A 15,489-nucleotide genomic window follows, 5' to 3' on the forward strand; every position below is an offset into this window, starting at 1 on the left:
GATCTCAGATGGTGTGTGTGACCTGGGGTTTCGTGGTTGCCAGGTAGTGGTTGGTTTCGTATTCGGCGGGCGGGATGTGCCCTATCTCACCGTGGAGCCGGGTGTGGTTGTACCAGTCGGTCCATTCGGCGGTGGCCAGCTCGACCTGGGCGAGGGATCGCCAGGGCCGCTGCGGCTTGATCACCTCGGTTTTGAAGAGGCCGATCGTGGACTCCATCAGCGCGTTGTCGTACGCGTCGCCGACCGATCCGATCGAGGCGGCGATGCCGGCCTTCTCCAAGTGATCGGCCAGCGTGAAGGACGTATATTGCGAGCCCGCGTCCGAGTGATGAACCAACTCGCCTAGCAAGGGCGGGTGTTGGTCGCGGTCGCGTTGCCACAGTCCCATGTCCAGTGCGTCCAGGACGAGCCGGGTCTGCTTCGTGGTCGAGGCGGACCAGCCGACGATGCGGCGGGAGAAGGTGTCCACGACGAAGGCGACGTAGACGACGCCGGAGAACGTGGCGACGTGGGTAAAGTCGGCGACCCAGCAGCGGTTCGGCGCGGACGCGACGAAGTCGCGGTCGACCAGGTCCGGCGCCCTGGGCGCGGAGGGGTCCGGGATCGTGGTGATCACTCTCTTGCCGCGGACCGCGCCGGTGATGCCGAGCTCGCGCATCAGCCGTTCGACGGTGCAGCGGGCCACGGTCTGGCCCTGGCGGTTCAGGTGCCGCCAGATCTTCCTCGCGCCGTAGACACGGTAGTTGGCGTCGTATGCCTCCTTGATCAAGGTCTTCAGCTCGGTGTCGCGAACGGTGCGGGCCGAGGGTGCCTGCCGGCGTTTGTGGTGGGCGTAGTAGGTGGACGGGGCGATCTTGCAGTCGTGCTCGGTCAGAACACGGCAGATCGGCTCGACTCCGCCGAAGCGGTCCCGGTGCTCGTCGATGAACGCTACGAGCGTGTGTGTGGCCGGTCGAGCTCGGCCGCGAAGAAACTCGCCGCGGCCTTGAGGATCTCGTTCGCCCGCTTCAGCTCGGCGTTCTCCTTCTTCAGCCGCTTCAGCTCGGCCGACTCCTCCGTCGTCGTCCCCGGCCGGGTCCCGGCGTCGATCTCGTCCTGACGGACCCACTTGCGCAGCGTCTCGGTCGTGCCGATGCCGAGCTTCGCGGCGACCGCTTTCATCGCAGCCCACTCGGTGTCGTAGTCGGGCCGCACCTCGGCGACCATCCGCACCGCACGACGGCGCAGCTCAAGCGGGTACTGGGAAGGACGTGCCATGACTCGATCCTCTCAAACGATCGAGTCCCTACCGAACCCGGAACGGTTCAATGAACGGGTTCATCGTCTGCTGGTCGGTCTCCATCCAGGCAGCGATCACCTCCGTCGTACTCTCCGCCACGGGATACGAAGCGGGCGCGGCACGCCAGTCCGATGGGGCCACCTGGGGCATGCGCCTCATGCTCGGCGGCATCCCCCTCGCCGTCCTCGCACTCGCCTTCGGCGCGTTCCTGCTGTACCCGCTGCGACGACAGCCGACGGCTCACGGGGAGACCGCTCAACTGGAACGCGCCGCCGCAGTGCACTGACCCAGAACTGATTCACGGCCCCCGACAACCGCGCCGCCACCCGACCCCGTCGCCACGCCCCGACAACGGCGAATGTTCCCCGTGTCGGGTCACCCGTCCCAATCGGTCTGGTCTTCCCGTCCCGCCAGGGGAGTGGTGGCCCAGCCTTGTTCCAGCAGGGCGAACAGGTCGCGCATGGTTCGGGCCGGGTCCTCGCTCGTACGGGCGATGCTGGCGGATTCCAGCGTGAAGCGTGCCAGGCCGGTGACGGCGGCGGCTTCCTGGGCGAGCCCGGTGGCCTCGGCGAGGACGGCGGCCAGCGCCTTCTCGTGGCGCAACCACATGTGCCGGGCGTAGTCCCGCAGCGCGGGGGTGGATTCGACGAGGACGAAAGTGGGATCGTCGGTCCGCACGGAGGTCCGGGTGCGCACCATGTGGTCGCGCAGGGCGTGCAGCACGGGCTGGTCGGGGGCTCGGTCGCGAACGGCGGCGACGAGGGCGCTCTCGATGTCCGTGTCCAGGTCGAAGACGAGGGCTTCCTTGCTGGGGAAGTGCTTGAAGAGAGTGCTCAGCGAGACGTCGGCCGCCTCCGCCACCTCGCGTACACCGACGTTGTCGAAGCCGCGCTCGGTGAACAGCCGCACTGCGGCATCCGTCAAGGCCTGCCTCGTCTGGGCCTTCTTGCGTTCGCGACGTCCTGTCGTTGTCCCGGTCATTCCGCCACCTTACCCCCTTGAGGGGACTCGATCGTAAAGGCAACCGACTGCAAAGTCGGAGTAGTTGTACTTTTGGATCTACTGTGCTTCTGTGAGCGAGGGCGGCTGACCGGCACCCGGCCCCCGTCACCCGGGACGCGCTTCCACACCGGAACGACTGATCCGGCATGCCCAGAACGGGGCGTCGCCCCAGTACCCCAGCACCCTCCCCAACCTTTGAACGGAGCGTGACCCTCGTGTCCACCACCACTCGCATCGCGATCGCCGGCGCGGGCCTCGGCGGCCTCATCTGCGCCCGCGTCCTGCAACAGCACGGCGTGCCGGTCACGGTCTTCGAACGCGAACCCGCCCCCCACTCCCGCTCGCAGGGCGGCACTCTCGACATCCACGAAGACACCGGCCAGGCAGCCCTGCGCGCATCCGGCCTGTTCGACCAGTTCCTCGCCCTCTCCCGGCCCGAGGGCCAGGAGTGGCGCCTGTACGACCGCCACGCGAACCTGATCCGCCACGACCAGGCGGGCGAGGGCGACCTGAGCAGGCCCGAGATCGACCGTGGCCAACTGCGCGCGCTCCTGCTGGACTCCCTCGCTCCCGGCACGGTCCGCTGGGGCCACACCGTGAAGGCCGTCACCCCGTTACCCCGCGGTGCCGCCCGCCTCCACCACGACCGCACGGGCGAAGACTTCGACCTGGTCATCGGCGCCGATGGCGCCTGGTCCCGCGTACGCCCCGCGCTCTCCGACGCCCAACCCATCTACGCAGGCGTCACATTGGTGGAAGCCCACTTCGACGACGTTGACCACCGTCACCCCGGAATCGCCCGCCTGGTGGGGCGCGGCACCATGTCGGCCAAGGCGGGCCGCCGCAGCCTGGTGCTGCAGCGGAACAGCAACGGACACGTCCGCGCCTACATCAACTTCCGAGGGCCCCAGGACTGGCACGCCGGCCTCGACCTCACAGACCCCCGAGCCGTAGGCGCGCGCCTCCTCGCCGAGTACCAGGGCTGGCACGAGAGCCTCCTGGACATCCTGCGCTACAACGAGGGCGATTTCATCAACCGGCCCATGTTCGTCCTTCCCGTTCACCACTTCTGGCAGCGCGTCCCCGGCATCACCCTGCTCGGCGACGCCGCCCACTTGATGCCACCCGTCGGCGTAGGCGCCAACCTCGCCCTGCTCGACGGCGCCGAACTCGCCCGAGCCATCATCGACCACCCCACCATCGACCAGGCACTCGACGCCTACGAAAGCGTCATGCTGCCCCGCGCCACCAACAACGCCAAGGCCGCCCAGCAGATGCTCACCACCCTCATGCCCGACACCGATTCCGACGACGCCGCCTTCCCGGACAGCCTCTGGCCGGCCCACACCCTCCCTGAGCCGCGCCCCGTTCGCACCAACTGAGCCCGGCCGGCAAAGCGCCCCCAACTCCCACCGACGGGACCGCCACCAGGAGAGCAGGTGCGGCTCGACCTGCCCGTATCGCCGACGCTCTCCTGGGCGGCCCGCACACCATTGCCGCCTCGGCCGAGCCGGGCGGCGACGGAGTCCGCTTCACCAGCCCGGCCGGCATCAACGTCACCTTCACCCTGCAGGACGCCGAGCCGCCGCCGACGTCCTCCCCGCACGGGTCCTGACCGACGCGGTGGCTGCGGCGATCCTCAACCACCCCGACTTCTACGTCGCCACCCCCGACCCACCGCGCGAGGACGCCGGCACCGTCCAGATCCGGGATGGCGTCCGCCAGACCTTCACCCGCACTCTGACCCGGTAGGGAGGGACCTGACGATGCCGGCTTCCTTACTCTCCCGGCGCGCACTGCCGCGGTACGATCCGCCGCCGGGAGGAACCGTCCGTTCGACGCGTTCGCCGCCCCCGGCTACGGCCCGCCCGGCAGCGGTTCGACGCGGTGGACCTCTTGTTCCGAGCACGCATCGAAGGCAACAGGTGCGGGCGGACGTCAGCCGTTGTCGTCGGGCTCGTAGACGTCCTTGTCGGCCGGAACGTCCACCTTTACGGGGCTGTTGATGCCGGTGAAGGCGAGATCGATCGCGTTCGAGCCGCTGGTGGTCGCCTTCAGCAGAAACGGTTCGCCCTTGGTGGCCACGAGGAAGACCCCTTGAGTCGTGTTGACCGTGACCACCTCCTGGCCGCCGATCTCGGTCAGCGCGCCCTTCTCCGCGCCCTGAACGCCGTACAAGTCCCTGAGCAGACCGTCCCGGTCGCACAGGCTGGTCAGTCCCTTCATGGAGGGGTCCGAGGTCTCCGTGCGCATCCAGCGGCCCGCCATCTCCTTGCGGGCCTCGACCGCTTGGTCCTCGGGCATGTCCTGTGTCCGGGCGAGGACGAAGGCTTCGTCACCCCGGAGGAAGGTGTGCTTCTGGGTCCGGACCACTTCGATGTTGCCGCCGTTCTGGGCCGAGAGGGTGCCCTTGCATTCGCCGGTCCCGCTGATCGACAGGTTCACCTGCGTGGGTACGCCCTGGCTGGACGAGGTCCCGCTGACGGTGAACGTGGACGCGCCGCGCAGCGCGGTCAAGGAGTCGTTCAGGACGCGAGAGGCAGGCTGGCCGGGGAACGGTTCGGACGCCAGGCATCCGGTGAGCCCGAGCGCCGCGGCACTCGTGAGGGCGACGGCGGCGATCGAGCGGTGAGCGGTGTACACGGAGACTCTCTTCAAGGGGGAGGGAGCGGGTCGGAAGGAGAATACGAGGCGTCAAGACGGCGCCCCGCGATGGGGTGGGGCCGTCGATGCGGGCCGTGAACGCCCCTTAGACCGGACGCCGGTGACGAAGCAGAGCTACGCGCCTGCGGGCACCGGACCTGGACGCCGGACCTGGGCGCGGGGGCAGGTTCGCCCACGCTCGAGGGGGCTGGATCCTCAGCGGCCTGGCCGGGCGGATCCCGCGCTGGCGCGACGGCGCCGTGTGCCTCCCGACCATCCCTCCCCCGAACCACCGGGTTCTGCCCCGTCGATCTTGGGCTGCGAAAGGGCGCCGTCCACGTCTCATAGCTGCCCGGGTCCAAGAACCGTGAGGCCCATTCGTCCGGCGAGCCACTGCGCCTGCGGCTCCGTTCTCTGGCGGCCGTCGACGGTGATGCTGCGGACGTGGACGAGGACGGTGTGGTCGTCGGCCGGCTCGTCCAGGTCACGGGTGCGGGTGTTGAAGAGGAGCGTCACTTCGGCGTGCGTGCACTCGCCGTACAAGGCCTGTGCGGGCACATCCGGCCAGCACAGGTTCCGCCAGTTGATCTCGCCCCTGTTCAGGCCGATGGCCGCTGTGAAGGCGTCCTCCACACTGCCGACCGCCCAGTCGTACAGATCGAACTCGACCGGCAGCCGACCTTCGTAGGAGGCCGGGTCGGTCGGCAGGTCAGCCCCTCCACTCCCACGACCAGCGCGGGTCGCTCCTCCAGCGGTACGCCGTCGAACTCCCCGTGCTGCTCCCGCGCCCGGAACCATCCCGGGGACAACTCCCGCGCCACACGGTGCAGCTCGGCAACGGAGTAGAACTCCGCGGAAGCGGAGACGCGGGAGAAGTCCTCCTGTCGCCCGAATTCCATCAGATCTTGGGCCCCGTGTCGGGGGCGACCACCTCGGTCTCGCCCGCTCCGGCGGCCACGCCCGGCGCCCGGGTACCGGCCGACGACCCACGGGCCGCGCCCACCCCGGCCCCCGGCTCAGGACCGTAGGACTCGCGCGATTCCCGCAGGGTGCCTGCTGACCGGAGTCATCGTTCCATCTGTCGGGCTACGGCCCGTACCCAGCGGGCTCCCTGGCCTGCCGGTGCTGCCTCGCACAGGGACGCGTTGTGCTCGCCCTGCCGGGAGTCTCCGGTGTCGTCCGGCGACGGCGTGTCCACGTGGACGCTTCCCGGCAACATCCAGCGCTCTTCCTCTGTGCACCGTGCGCGACCGCGATCACGTAGGACCGGCCCTCGGCCATCCGGGTGCTGTCGGTCGGACGTTGCGACCTCGACCCCGCTGCCCGCCCCCGCTCCGGCCCCGGCATGCGGCGATCCCCGCGGCGGCCGACGAGCGGGGCGCGACACGGCGGGTGCACCGGGTCATCGGCCCGCGCCACCAGAGCGACAGTGAAGTACCGCCGGATGAATCCTGCCCGCTCGGCGAAAGTCCGCAAGCAGGAAGGTCGGCTTTGCCAACGAGATCGCCACACTCTGCGAGAAGGCCGGCGCAGACGTCGCCGAAGTCCCCGGGCCATCGGCATGGACCACCGCCCCGAGGGTTCCGCTGTGGAATCAGCCGTGCAAGGCGTAGGACAGCAATCCTGCGACCACGAGGAAGACGACGACCGCTGCGAGACCGACCCCTAGCATGGCCGCCACCTTGCCGGCAGTCGGCAGCTGTGTCTTGGCGATCTTCATGTTGGCGACCATGCCTACAGCGCCCAGCCCACCGCCGATCGCGCCGCCTATGAACAGCAGTCCCAGCGGGAGCAGGGAGAGAACCACCTGCCATGGGGCGAGTCCGTCAAAGAACTTCTTCTTGGCGAGTGGTGTAAGAGGGCGGTCCTGCGGCGACTTTGACATGACTGGTCCTTCCGATGCGCCATGCGTGCGCAGCCGAATCAAAGTGGGCGGGCGTGAGATGGTGCGCCCAAGCAGAGGGTGCCTGCAGGACGTATCGCACAGGCGTTCGCGATCTTACCTACTCGATGCTGTGCGGGCATATATCGCGCGGGCCATCGTTCGGGCACGATCTATGCACTTCTGGCCGGTCAGGTACTTGCATCGCCATCAATCTGGACGGATCCGTTGAACGGCGTCGCCTTGTTGCTCGAACTGTCCGGAGCCCACATCGGCCGTTCGCCAGTTTCGAGCGGCCCGCCTCGCTGGTCGTCGCCGACAGCCCCCATGCGCACGGGTTCCGGCTGGACCACCGAAGAGGAGGCTGACATCCTCGCCGCCTCGTCCGCGGGCACGTACGGGCTGACCGTCGAGCAACCGGCCGCGTCCGGCACACCGCCGCTCGCCGTTCTCGGCGAGGCACGCGTGGTCGACCGGTTCTGGTCGTCGCGGCCACGGCCACCGGCGAGCGCCTCCCGACCCGGGGCGGGGATGGCAGCAGTGCGTCCCCGCTACCCGGACACGACTCGTCCAGCACTCCGGAACCCTCGTCACCTGGGTAGCCATCACTCTCATGACCGCCGGACCGCCAGGGGACGCAAGAGCCCCGAGCGGTCTCCACCAAGGCTCTGACCAAGCACTTCGACGTGCTACGACCGGCAGCCCATGCCAGGACGAGGGCTTCCGGAGGTGGCCCGGTGGGTGGATGATCAGGTCATGAGCCCGGCATTAGATCTGCAGGCAGAGTTCCGGACCGAGGCTGCAGCGGCGTTCTCGTTCCTGCATGAGGAAGCGGGTTTCGCGCATCCAGAAGCGGCGGAAGTCCTGCCCTTCAGCGGTACTGCACTGTTCTTCCGCGGCCCTGAACTGGACGTGGAAGTACAGCTCTACGACGGCCGAGAACCGGAGGTCGTGACCGGCCTGGCCGTCGTCGGGCCAGACGGAGTCAGGGGGCGGCGGGTTGGACTGGACAGGCTCTACGTTGCTGCCGGATGCGGGCCCGCTCAGGACGTTCCCGGTCAAGCCCCGAAACGACGGTCGACGCTCAAGCGGGTTGGTCAGCATGCCACGGCATTGCGCCAACTCATGTCGCACCTATCGACCCCTGACCTCAGCCAGTTGATCACCCGCCTCACCGCGCTGCCATGAGGACGGTGACGTCAAGCTGCCTCCTTCGCAGAAGACGACCCCAGCACGACCAGCAGGACGGCCAGGACCAGCAGGACCCTGGGGGAGTGACCGGAGTGCGCGCTCCACGCTCGAGGAAGTCCCGCCGGCACTGCACAGCGAACTGCCGCACACGAAGCCCTTACCGGGCAGCGGTGTCAGCTCGTCCTCCTCCTGGCGGAAGTCGAAGGCGATCGAGGTGAGCTTCCCGCGAAGGATCCAACACTCAGGCAAGTTCGCCCATCGCGTGCAGCCGCGCGAACTCGTTGGCGAGCATGCCCATCACGACGAGGTCGTGGTGCCGGCCGGCGAAGAACACGTGATCGCGGAGGCGACCCTCCTCGACGAAACCGAGCCGACGATGAAGTGCCAACGACGCCTCGTTGTGGGCGAAGATCCGTGCCCCGCACTTGTGATAGCGCCGCTCAGCGAACATGAAGCGCATCAACATCACCACGGCTTCTGCTGCGTAGCCCTTGCGCCGGTGGTCAGCACCCATCGTGATGCCGTACTCGAACCAGCCCGCACGGGGATCAGCGTGGTGCGAGCCGATCGCACCGACCATCTCCCCCGTGCCAACTGCTTCGATTGCCAACCCGAAGCAGTCGCCGTCGGACTTGGCAGCGGCCTGTTCCTTCGCCCAGGCACGGAAGCCCTCGGCGGAACGGGGTGGGTGCAGCACGTCTCCCAACCGCTCCTCGTCGACGGCGAAGCGCATGAATGCCGTCCAGTCGTCGGGCTCGATACCGCGAAGGCGTACCCGGTCGCCAGTCCAGAAGGATGTCATCCCCTATTCGATCATGCTGCAGTGTGCGCTGCACAGCCCCTCCAGAACCCGATCCGAACTGCCCCTGTCACACAGGTGGAGCCACATCAACTTGGTACGTCAGCGAGCCCCTGCCAACTTGAAATCGCAGGTCAAAACGGCTGCTGTAACCGGGTCTCGGGGTGATCTGCGCCGACCTGGAGCGCCAGGACTGGACGCTGAACCCGAACCCGAACCCGAACCCGAACGAAGACCGTCCCGACGCCTCCCGCAGCAACCGGCCGCCCGCAGGTACGGGGACGGTCACCGCCACCGCTGAGGGACACCACAACGAGGGCGGCCCGCGCGCTCGCCCGGACCCCGAGTCGAGGACTCGGTCGTCGCCCACCGCACAGGTGTCCAGGCCGATGGCCTCGATGTCTTCGTCAAGGCCCCCAGGCCGGTCCGGTGCGGGGCAGCCCGCGTTCGTCGGCGAAGTGTTCAGTGGCGGGGCAGCGCCTCGGCCACGGTGGTCTGGGAGAGGTCGATGGCGGTTCGCCCGTCCTCGATGTCCCACAGCGTGTTCTGCAGCAGCCGGGCCAGGGTCCAGCCAGCCGCGCGTCGCCGGTCCAGCCCGAGTACCTCGGTCAGCAGGTCGAAGCGGCGCCGCAGCACCCGGGAGGCGTCCCCGGTGGCGTGGAGCCCCTCCCACCCGGTGTCCAGCGCCGGCCACAGATCGAAGCCCGGATCGCCGACGAGGGGTTCGGGGTCGATGGCCAGCCACGGCTCGCGCTCGGCGGCGAGCACGTTGTCGTAGTGCAGGTCCCAATGCAGCATCCGGTCGCCGGGCTCGTCGACCAGCTCGGTGACTGCCGAGGCCCAGTCGCGCAGCAGCCGCCGGTCCGCGGGGTCCGTCAGAGCGGCGGCGGATTCCGGCACGGACGCCAGCATGTCGCGCGCGACGTCACCGAGACCGCGCAGGCCCGCGGGCGCCGGGACGGAGTGCAGCCGGCCCATGATGGCGGCCAAGGTGCTCATGGCTACGTCGTCGTCCCCCACGCAAGCCAGGGTGCGTGAGGGGTCCAGGCGCTCCAACAACATGGCGCTGCTCTCCGGGTCGTGGTCGAGCAGCCGCACGATGCCGTCGCCGCTCCACGCTCGCAGCCCGATCAGCGCGGCGGTCGTCTCCTCGCGGGGCATCTGGAGTCTGAGTGCGGCGCGGGTGTCGTCCGTACGGCGCACCGGGACCACCAGTGAGGCCTCGCCAGAAGCGGTGCCGCCGTCGCGCTCCAGTCCCCATCTGTCGAGCAGCTCCGCCACCAGTGCGGGCAGCCGGGCGACCCAGGCCCGTTCCTCTTCACCACCGTTCCTCGTGTACGACGCGACCAGGGCGCCAGGGACTTCGATGCCCTGCGGTCCACGCATGCGGGGTGTCCTTTCGGAGAGCGGGTTTCCCACAACGACCCAACGTAGGGCCGCGTACCAAGGATCCGCTCGTCGCGTTGAAGGTGCTCGTGCACCTCAGGTACTCGACCGGGTGCTCTCGCAGGGCGGGTTCCCGGGATGCTCGGCGTCCATGTCCACCGGTCGGTGCCAGGGCCCGAGGAGGCGGCGCGGCTGGTGGGCGCGGTCGCGGACGCCGCCGAACCCACCGTGCTCCCAGGGGGCGGCACCCGGAGGTCGGGAACGGAGCGTGATCTTCAGCGTTCGCAGCGTCGAAGGGTGCGGCCAGGGGGATCAAGGGCGTCCTATCCGGACCTTAAGGGACGGATAACAGATAGCTCGCAGCCCCTCAGAGGCCCGTTCCGGCCGCAAACCGTGCTTAGGGTCACGGGTGTTGACCAAGACACTTTCGATGCTGCCGCTGCACCGGCGGATCGGCTTGACCAAGAGGTTTCTGATGTCCCGAAAGCGAATTGCCCTGGCCTGCGCGGCCGTGGTCGTCGGGGTTGGCTCCGTCGTCGTTCCCGTGGCCGCCAATGCAGGAGAGGAAAAGGACGGCCTCAGCGCCGCCTGCCGCCTCGCGGACCAGGCCACCGTGTGGTGGGCGTCCGGCGAGGTCTCCGTGGCCAACAAGGGCGACCGGCCCGTACGGGACTGGACCGCCGAGTTCGACGTGTCGCAGGGGCAAGTCACCCTCGACAACCCCTGGGCGTACGAACTCCGCCAGACCGGCAAGCACGTCAGCATCAAGCCGATCGCCGACCGCGCCGACGTGGCAGCCAAGGGCAACCGGACCGTCAAGGTCGGGATCAACCCCGCCGGCAAGGGCATGCCCAAAATCACCGGATGCAAGGTGAACGGCCCGTCGGGCAACGGAGGCGACACCGGCACGAACACGGCCGTCCCCGCCGACAGCGGCTCCTTCGTCAAGGACGACACCGCCGTCCACCTGATGTGGAAGCCGCCCGTCGGCGGCGCCGAGGTCGTGCGCTACGAGGTCTTCCAGGACGGCAAGCAGGTCAAGACCGTCAAGGACACGATGACCGACGTCGAGCGCCTGACCCCCGCCACCCGCTACGCGTTCAAGGTCCGCGCCGTCCGCGCCGACGGCCGCACTACCGGCTTCAGCAAGGACATCGTGCTCACCACCCTCGTGGCGCCCGGCCAGGACAAGGTGAAGCCGGTCATCCCCGCGGAGTTGGAGGCGACCGCCTCGGGCCCGTACCAGGCCGCCCTGCGCTGGCGCGCGGCGACCGACGACGTCGCCGTCACCGGCTACCGGATCTACCGGGGCGGCACGAAGGTCCAAGAGGCGGACGCCAAGGCCACCTCGGCCACCGTCTCCGGCCTGACCGCGAGCACCGCCTACCGCTTCAAGGTCACTGCTGTCGACGCCTCCGGCAAGGAGTCCGACCCGACCCGCGAAGCACAGGTGACGACCACTGCGGCACCTGACGGCAACGGTGGCAAGGCCGCCCCCGGCGACTTCGCCGCCACCACCGCCACCAAGCAGGACGGCGCTGTCACCCAGCACTACCTGAACCTCACCTGGTCCGTCCCGCAGGGCGTCGGCCAGATCACCGCCTACCAGGTCTACCTGAACGGCAAGCCCGCCCAGACCTTCATGTGGGGCACCGGCGATCCGGTGTTGCCGGTGCCGACGACGAAGGGTTCGCGCGAGGTGCTGGTCGGCTCCCACCCCGGCTCTTCGTACACCGTGAAGATCCGGGCACGGCTCGGCGACGGCACGTGGGGCGCGTTCTCCCGCGAGCTGACCGTGAAGACAGCGGGCTGACCCACCCGCCCGCCCGCCTGCCGCCCCACGCGCATGACCGACCCCATGACCAGGAGCGTCCCCCTCATGAGTACGACCCGCCCCGCCGCCACGACGTCCCCCGCCCTGGCACGGCCCCCGGCTCGCCGCACCGCCCTGCTGCGCCTCACCGCGCTCGTGGCCCTCCCCCTCGCCGTGACCACCCTCGGCTCCGCACCCGCCTCCGCACACGGTTCCCTCGCCGACCCGGTGAGCCGCAGCGTGGCCTGCACCAAGAACCCGAAGGCGAGTGAGGCCTGCCGGCTGGCCCTCGCCCAGAGCCCCGGTATCCCCGGCGACTGGAAGTCGATCGTCCAGGGCCGCGCCATCGACCACAGCACCCCGACCTCCTCCCCGCAGCACCGCGCCCGCATACCCGACGGCAAGCTGTGCAGCGCCGGCAATGCCCAGTTCTCCGGTCTGGACCTGGCGCGGGACGACTTCCCCTCGACGACACTGCCGGGTGGTGCCGAGTACGACCTGCGCTACGACATCAGCGCGCTGCACAACCCGTACCGCATGGAGATGTACGTCACCAAGGACGGCTACGACCCGAAGAAGCCGCTGAAGTGGTCCGACCTGGAGGACACCCCCTTCCTCAGCGCCGACAACACCGCGGCCACGACGGCACCCGCGGGCTTCCTCGGCGCGAAGGCGTTCACGTTCAAGGCCGTGCTCCCCGAAAAGAAGGGCAAGCACCTGATCTACACGATCTGGCACGGGCTGAAGAGGCCCGACGGCTCCTTCCAGAGCGAGGAGGCCTTCTACTCCTGCTCGGACGTCACCTTCAAGTAGACGGACGCCGGTAGGCCCCACACCCCGAGCCCCGGTCCCCTTCCCCGGGCTCGGGGGCTCAGCCGCCCCTCTCGGCACCAGCGCACCGTGCTGCTGCCGAGAGAGGCGGTTTGCGAAGGAGCCGAGGAATCTGGGCAGCCGTGATGACGGGCCTCGCTTTCCGCCGACGGCTACCGGGCGGCGTCGTTCTGCGGTGCGTCACCGACCGCCGAGGTGTCGAAGACGCGGCCGGTCTCACTGGTGAGCTGACATTCGTTGGCATAGGTCTTCTGCCATTCCACGGGTGCGCCGCGCCAGGTTCCCGTGGCGGTCGCGGTTACCGGCGCGTAGATCATGGTGCAGAACGCTTCCGGTTCGACATTGAGGGAGTCGAGATTCCCGCCGGCGGCTTCCAGTTGGCTGCAGGCTTCTTCCTTGCGGGGGTGGGTTCCGGCGAGTGTCCCGCATTCCAGTGTTGCGCTCCGTTGCGCGGTGCGCGCCGAGGTGCCGTCTGTGGGCGACACGGTCAAGGTGAGGCTGCTTCGCTGGTTCTGCTCCGGGGGGCAGGCCACGGCGTAAGCGGGTGCGGCCCCGCCGAGGGCGAGGAGCATCACGACGGCTGCGGCGCATGTGGAGCGGTGCACGGGAATCTCCTGGGGCAGAGGGGGCGATCGCTGTTGCGGTCCTCTGTACCCATCCCCCCAAGTGTGGTGGCCGTCTCGCCCGTTCACGCGTTCGGCTCCGTGCAGGGCTCCTGCGCCGACGCTTCAGGTTCTGCCGTGAAGCGACCGCCTTGAGGTGACCGTGGCCAGGCTCGGAAAGCATCGACGACCGGCGCTTTCATCGCCGTGGACCACGCCGAGGCCGGTTCGGTCCGCTGGGGAAGGTGCGAGAACGGGTGCGTCCGTCGCCTTCCGCTACGCCGGCTGCCACGACCGAAAAAGGCGTCAGAAGGCGGATGCGAAAAGGTCCGTGACACCTTTGCCCCATCAGCTCCCGAGCACTTCGCACGAGTGCTTCAAAAGCGATCGTGTTTCCGAAAATCTTTGTGATCAAGACGGTCTAGTAGCAACGCCGTTCAGTTAGGGGCGGGGGCTGTTCGTCAAGACCGATGAACGAGGCAGCGGAGCTGCTGTAGAAGAGGTTTGTCCTCCAAGACATCCTCACCACAGGAGCTCCGCTGTTGGAACAGGCTGCCATAACAAGGACGGTCAAGGTAGCGGCCGGGGTGTTCGCGCCTGGCCATATCGGCGAGCTGACCCGGATCGTGCCGTTCGAGATGGTCGATGAAGTGTTGGCGGCGAGCGGGGCCGTTCAGCGGCGGGTCCGGCTGGTACCGGCGCGAGTCACGGTGTACCTACTGCTGGCCGGGGCGTTGTTCGCCGAGCTGGGCTATCGGCAGGTCTTCGACCGATTGTGCGCGGGTCTGGCGGGCCTGGCGCCCACCAGACCGAGCGGCAGCGCGTTACGACAGGCCCGTCAGCGTGTGGGCGCGGCGCCGTTGAAGGCGCTGTTCGACCTGGTGCGTGGCCCGGTGGCCACGACGGCGGCCGCCATGCGGTGGCGCGGGCTGCTGGTGGTGGCGGTCGACGGCACGCTGCTGCCGGTGCCGGACGCCCCGGCGAACCTCGCTGTGTTCTCCAAACAGCGGTGCAATAACGGGGCCGGGGGCTATCCGCAGATCCGGCTGGTGGCGCTGGTGGCCTGCGGGACCCGGGCGGTGATCGGGGCGGCGTTCGGCCCTGCCGGCACCGGCGAGCTGGAGTACGCGGGCCGACTGGCGGGCGATCTGCGTGCCGGCATGCTGCTGCTGGGCGACCGGAACTTCGCTGCCACCGCACTGCTGAACCGCTTCGCCGCCACCGGCGCCGACCTGCTGGTGCGCTGCAAGTCCGGCCGGAGACTGCCACCGGTGGCCCACTGCGGCGACGGCTCATTCCTGGCCCGGCTGGGCGCACTGACCGTGCGGGTCATCGACGCCGAGATCAGCATCGCCACTTCCCGAGAGGTCCGCACCGGCCACTACCGGCTGCTGACCACCCTCACCGACCCGTCAACGCACCCGGCCGCCGAGCTCATCCGGCTCTACCACGAACGCTGGGAAATCGAGACTGCCTACGCGGAGCTGAAATCCACGATCCTGGGCGGACGGGTCCTGCGTGCCCGCACCCCGGCCGGGATCGACCAGGAGGTCTGGGCTCTCCTGGTCGCCTACCAGGCTCTGCGGACCGCGATGACGGATGCTACCGACAGCATCCCGGGCACCGACCCGGACCGGGCCGGCTTCACCGTCGCACTGTCCGCCGCCCGTGACCAGCTCGTCCTGGCCGCGGGCATCATCGCCGACACCGTCATCGACCTGGTCGGAGCCATCGGCCGCCACGTGCTGGCCCAGCTCCTGCCCCCACGGCGGGTCCGCACCAAAGACCGCATCGTCAAACGAGCGATCTCCAAATACAACGCCCGCGGACCCGCCATCGACCGGGCCACCTACAAGGCCACCATCAGCATCAACATGCTCACCACGGACCCTTGACGCCACCCAGCCCTGCCCTAACTGAACGGCGTTGGGTCTAGTAGTCGTCGTTTCGGCTTGCCCGGCTCTCGGTGGAGGCAAAGCATCGTCCTCGTGAGGGGATCTCCCCACACGGACGTTCGAATCGAAGGATTGACGTGTCTCTCAGGATTCTTGGTGGCAGGTT

Annotated in this window: 15 protein-coding genes; 7 read left to right on the forward strand and 8 right to left on the reverse strand. The window is 68.8% G+C overall.

Annotation, left to right across the window (positions count from 1 at the left end):
• Positions 1-4: 4 nt before the first annotated feature.
• Positions 5-1,257, reverse strand: a protein-coding gene (locus OG207_RS41960; protein WP_329106743.1) for an IS3 family transposase whose coding sequence is annotated in 2 segments (ribosomal slippage) — positions 5-978 and positions 978-1,257 — 1,254 coding nt in all. Because the reading frame shifts where the segments join, the coding sequence is not laid out codon by codon here.
• A gap of 50 nt (positions 1,258-1,307) precedes the next feature.
• Between OG207_RS41960 and OG207_RS41965 the strand changes: the two genes are divergently transcribed.
• On the forward strand, positions 1,308-1,565 hold the full coding sequence (locus tag OG207_RS41965) for an MFS transporter (RefSeq protein WP_329106745.1): 258 nt from the start codon (positions 1,308-1,310) through the stop codon (positions 1,563-1,565).
• An 89-nt stretch (positions 1,566-1,654) separates the two neighbouring features.
• On the opposite strand, the gene OG207_RS41970 is transcribed toward OG207_RS41965, so the two are convergent.
• Positions 1,655-2,260 carry a TetR/AcrR family transcriptional regulator gene (locus OG207_RS41970; RefSeq protein ID WP_329106747.1) on the reverse strand — a complete coding sequence of 202 codons (606 nt, stop codon included), beginning with the start codon at positions 2,258-2,260 and terminating at the stop codon, positions 1,655-1,657.
• A 236-nt stretch (positions 2,261-2,496) separates the two neighbouring features.
• Between OG207_RS41970 and OG207_RS41975 the strand changes: the two genes are divergently transcribed.
• Positions 2,497-3,663, forward strand: coding sequence for an FAD-dependent oxidoreductase (locus OG207_RS41975; protein ID WP_329106749.1), 1,167 nt, complete (start codon positions 2,497-2,499; stop codon positions 3,661-3,663).
• A 241-nt stretch (positions 3,664-3,904) separates the two neighbouring features.
• The gene (locus OG207_RS41980; protein WP_329106751.1) at positions 3,905-4,033 is read left to right on the forward strand and encodes a hypothetical protein; all 129 of its coding nucleotides are present in this window, start codon (positions 3,905-3,907) and stop codon (positions 4,031-4,033) included.
• A 186-nt stretch (positions 4,034-4,219) separates the two neighbouring features.
• On the opposite strand, the gene OG207_RS41985 is transcribed toward OG207_RS41980, so the two are convergent.
• From OG207_RS41985 to OG207_RS41995, 3 genes are all read right to left on the reverse strand, one after another.
• A complete protein-coding gene (locus tag OG207_RS41985; RefSeq protein WP_329106753.1) occupies positions 4,220-4,924 on the reverse strand; it encodes a hypothetical protein in 705 nt (234 codons plus the stop codon).
• A 342-nt stretch (positions 4,925-5,266) separates the two neighbouring features.
• Complete coding sequence (locus OG207_RS41990) at positions 5,267-5,557, reverse strand: hypothetical protein (protein ID WP_329106755.1); 291 nt, start codon at positions 5,555-5,557, stop codon at positions 5,267-5,269.
• A gap of 961 nt (positions 5,558-6,518) precedes the next feature.
• Positions 6,519-6,809, reverse strand: coding sequence for a hypothetical protein (locus tag OG207_RS41995; RefSeq protein ID WP_329106757.1), 291 nt, complete (start codon positions 6,807-6,809; stop codon positions 6,519-6,521).
• A gap of 738 nt (positions 6,810-7,547) precedes the next feature.
• Here OG207_RS41995 and OG207_RS42000 point away from each other — a divergent pair.
• Positions 7,548-7,994: a hypothetical protein gene (locus OG207_RS42000; RefSeq protein ID WP_329106759.1), complete on the forward strand. Its 447-nt coding sequence runs from the start codon at positions 7,548-7,550 to the stop codon at positions 7,992-7,994.
• A 244-nt stretch (positions 7,995-8,238) separates the two neighbouring features.
• Here the strand turns inward: OG207_RS42000 and OG207_RS42005 are convergent, their stop codons facing one another.
• Positions 8,239-8,799: a GNAT family N-acetyltransferase gene (locus tag OG207_RS42005; protein ID WP_329106761.1), complete on the reverse strand. Its 561-nt coding sequence runs from the start codon at positions 8,797-8,799 to the stop codon at positions 8,239-8,241.
• A 459-nt stretch (positions 8,800-9,258) separates the two neighbouring features.
• A complete protein-coding gene (locus OG207_RS42010; protein ID WP_329106763.1) occupies positions 9,259-10,182 on the reverse strand; it encodes an aminoglycoside phosphotransferase family protein in 924 nt (307 codons plus the stop codon).
• A 412-nt stretch (positions 10,183-10,594) separates the two neighbouring features.
• Between OG207_RS42010 and OG207_RS42015 the strand changes: the two genes are divergently transcribed.
• Together OG207_RS42015 and OG207_RS42020 are read left to right on the forward strand one after the other, a co-directional pair.
• Positions 10,595-11,995, forward strand: a complete 1,401-nt coding sequence (locus OG207_RS42015) for a fibronectin type III domain-containing protein (protein WP_329106765.1) — start codon at positions 10,595-10,597, stop codon at positions 11,993-11,995.
• A gap of 66 nt (positions 11,996-12,061) precedes the next feature.
• Positions 12,062-12,808, forward strand: a complete 747-nt coding sequence (locus OG207_RS42020; protein WP_329106767.1) for a lytic polysaccharide monooxygenase auxiliary activity family 9 protein — start codon at positions 12,062-12,064, stop codon at positions 12,806-12,808.
• Between the two features lie 170 nt (positions 12,809-12,978).
• Here the strand turns inward: OG207_RS42020 and OG207_RS42025 are convergent, their stop codons facing one another.
• The gene (locus OG207_RS42025; protein ID WP_329106769.1) at positions 12,979-13,431 is read right to left on the reverse strand and encodes a subtilase-type protease inhibitor; all 453 of its coding nucleotides are present in this window, start codon (positions 13,429-13,431) and stop codon (positions 12,979-12,981) included.
• Between the two features lie 539 nt (positions 13,432-13,970).
• Here OG207_RS42025 and OG207_RS42030 point away from each other — a divergent pair.
• On the forward strand, positions 13,971-15,323 hold the full coding sequence (locus tag OG207_RS42030; RefSeq protein WP_329096518.1) for an IS4 family transposase: 1,353 nt from the start codon (positions 13,971-13,973) through the stop codon (positions 15,321-15,323).
• Positions 15,324-15,489: the final 166 nt, after the last annotated feature.

The sequence above is a fragment of the Streptomyces sp. NBC_01439 genome (genome assembly GCF_036227605.1).
Lineage (GTDB): Bacteria > Actinomycetota > Actinomycetes > Streptomycetales > Streptomycetaceae > Streptomyces.

What these genes read in the sequence shown, in the direction of transcription:
- OG207_RS41965 (WP_329106745.1), top strand. Translation starts at nt 1,308, where the DNA reads ATGAACGGGTTCATCGTCTGCTGGTCGGTCTCCATCCAGGCAGCGATC.
- OG207_RS41970 (WP_329106747.1), bottom strand. Translation starts at nt 2,260, where the DNA reads ATGACCGGGACAACGACAGGACGTCGCGAACGCAAGAAGGCCCAGACG.
- OG207_RS41995 (WP_329106757.1), bottom strand. Translation starts at nt 6,809, where the DNA reads ATGTCAAAGTCGCCGCAGGACCGCCCTCTTACACCACTCGCCAAGAAG.
- OG207_RS42005 (WP_329106761.1), bottom strand. Translation starts at nt 8,799, where the DNA reads ATGACATCCTTCTGGACTGGCGACCGGGTACGCCTTCGCGGTATCGAG.
- OG207_RS42010 (WP_329106763.1), bottom strand. Translation starts at nt 10,182, where the DNA reads ATGCGTGGACCGCAGGGCATCGAAGTCCCTGGCGCCCTGGTCGCGTCG.
- OG207_RS42020 (WP_329106767.1), top strand. Translation starts at nt 12,062, where the DNA reads ATGAGTACGACCCGCCCCGCCGCCACGACGTCCCCCGCCCTGGCACGG.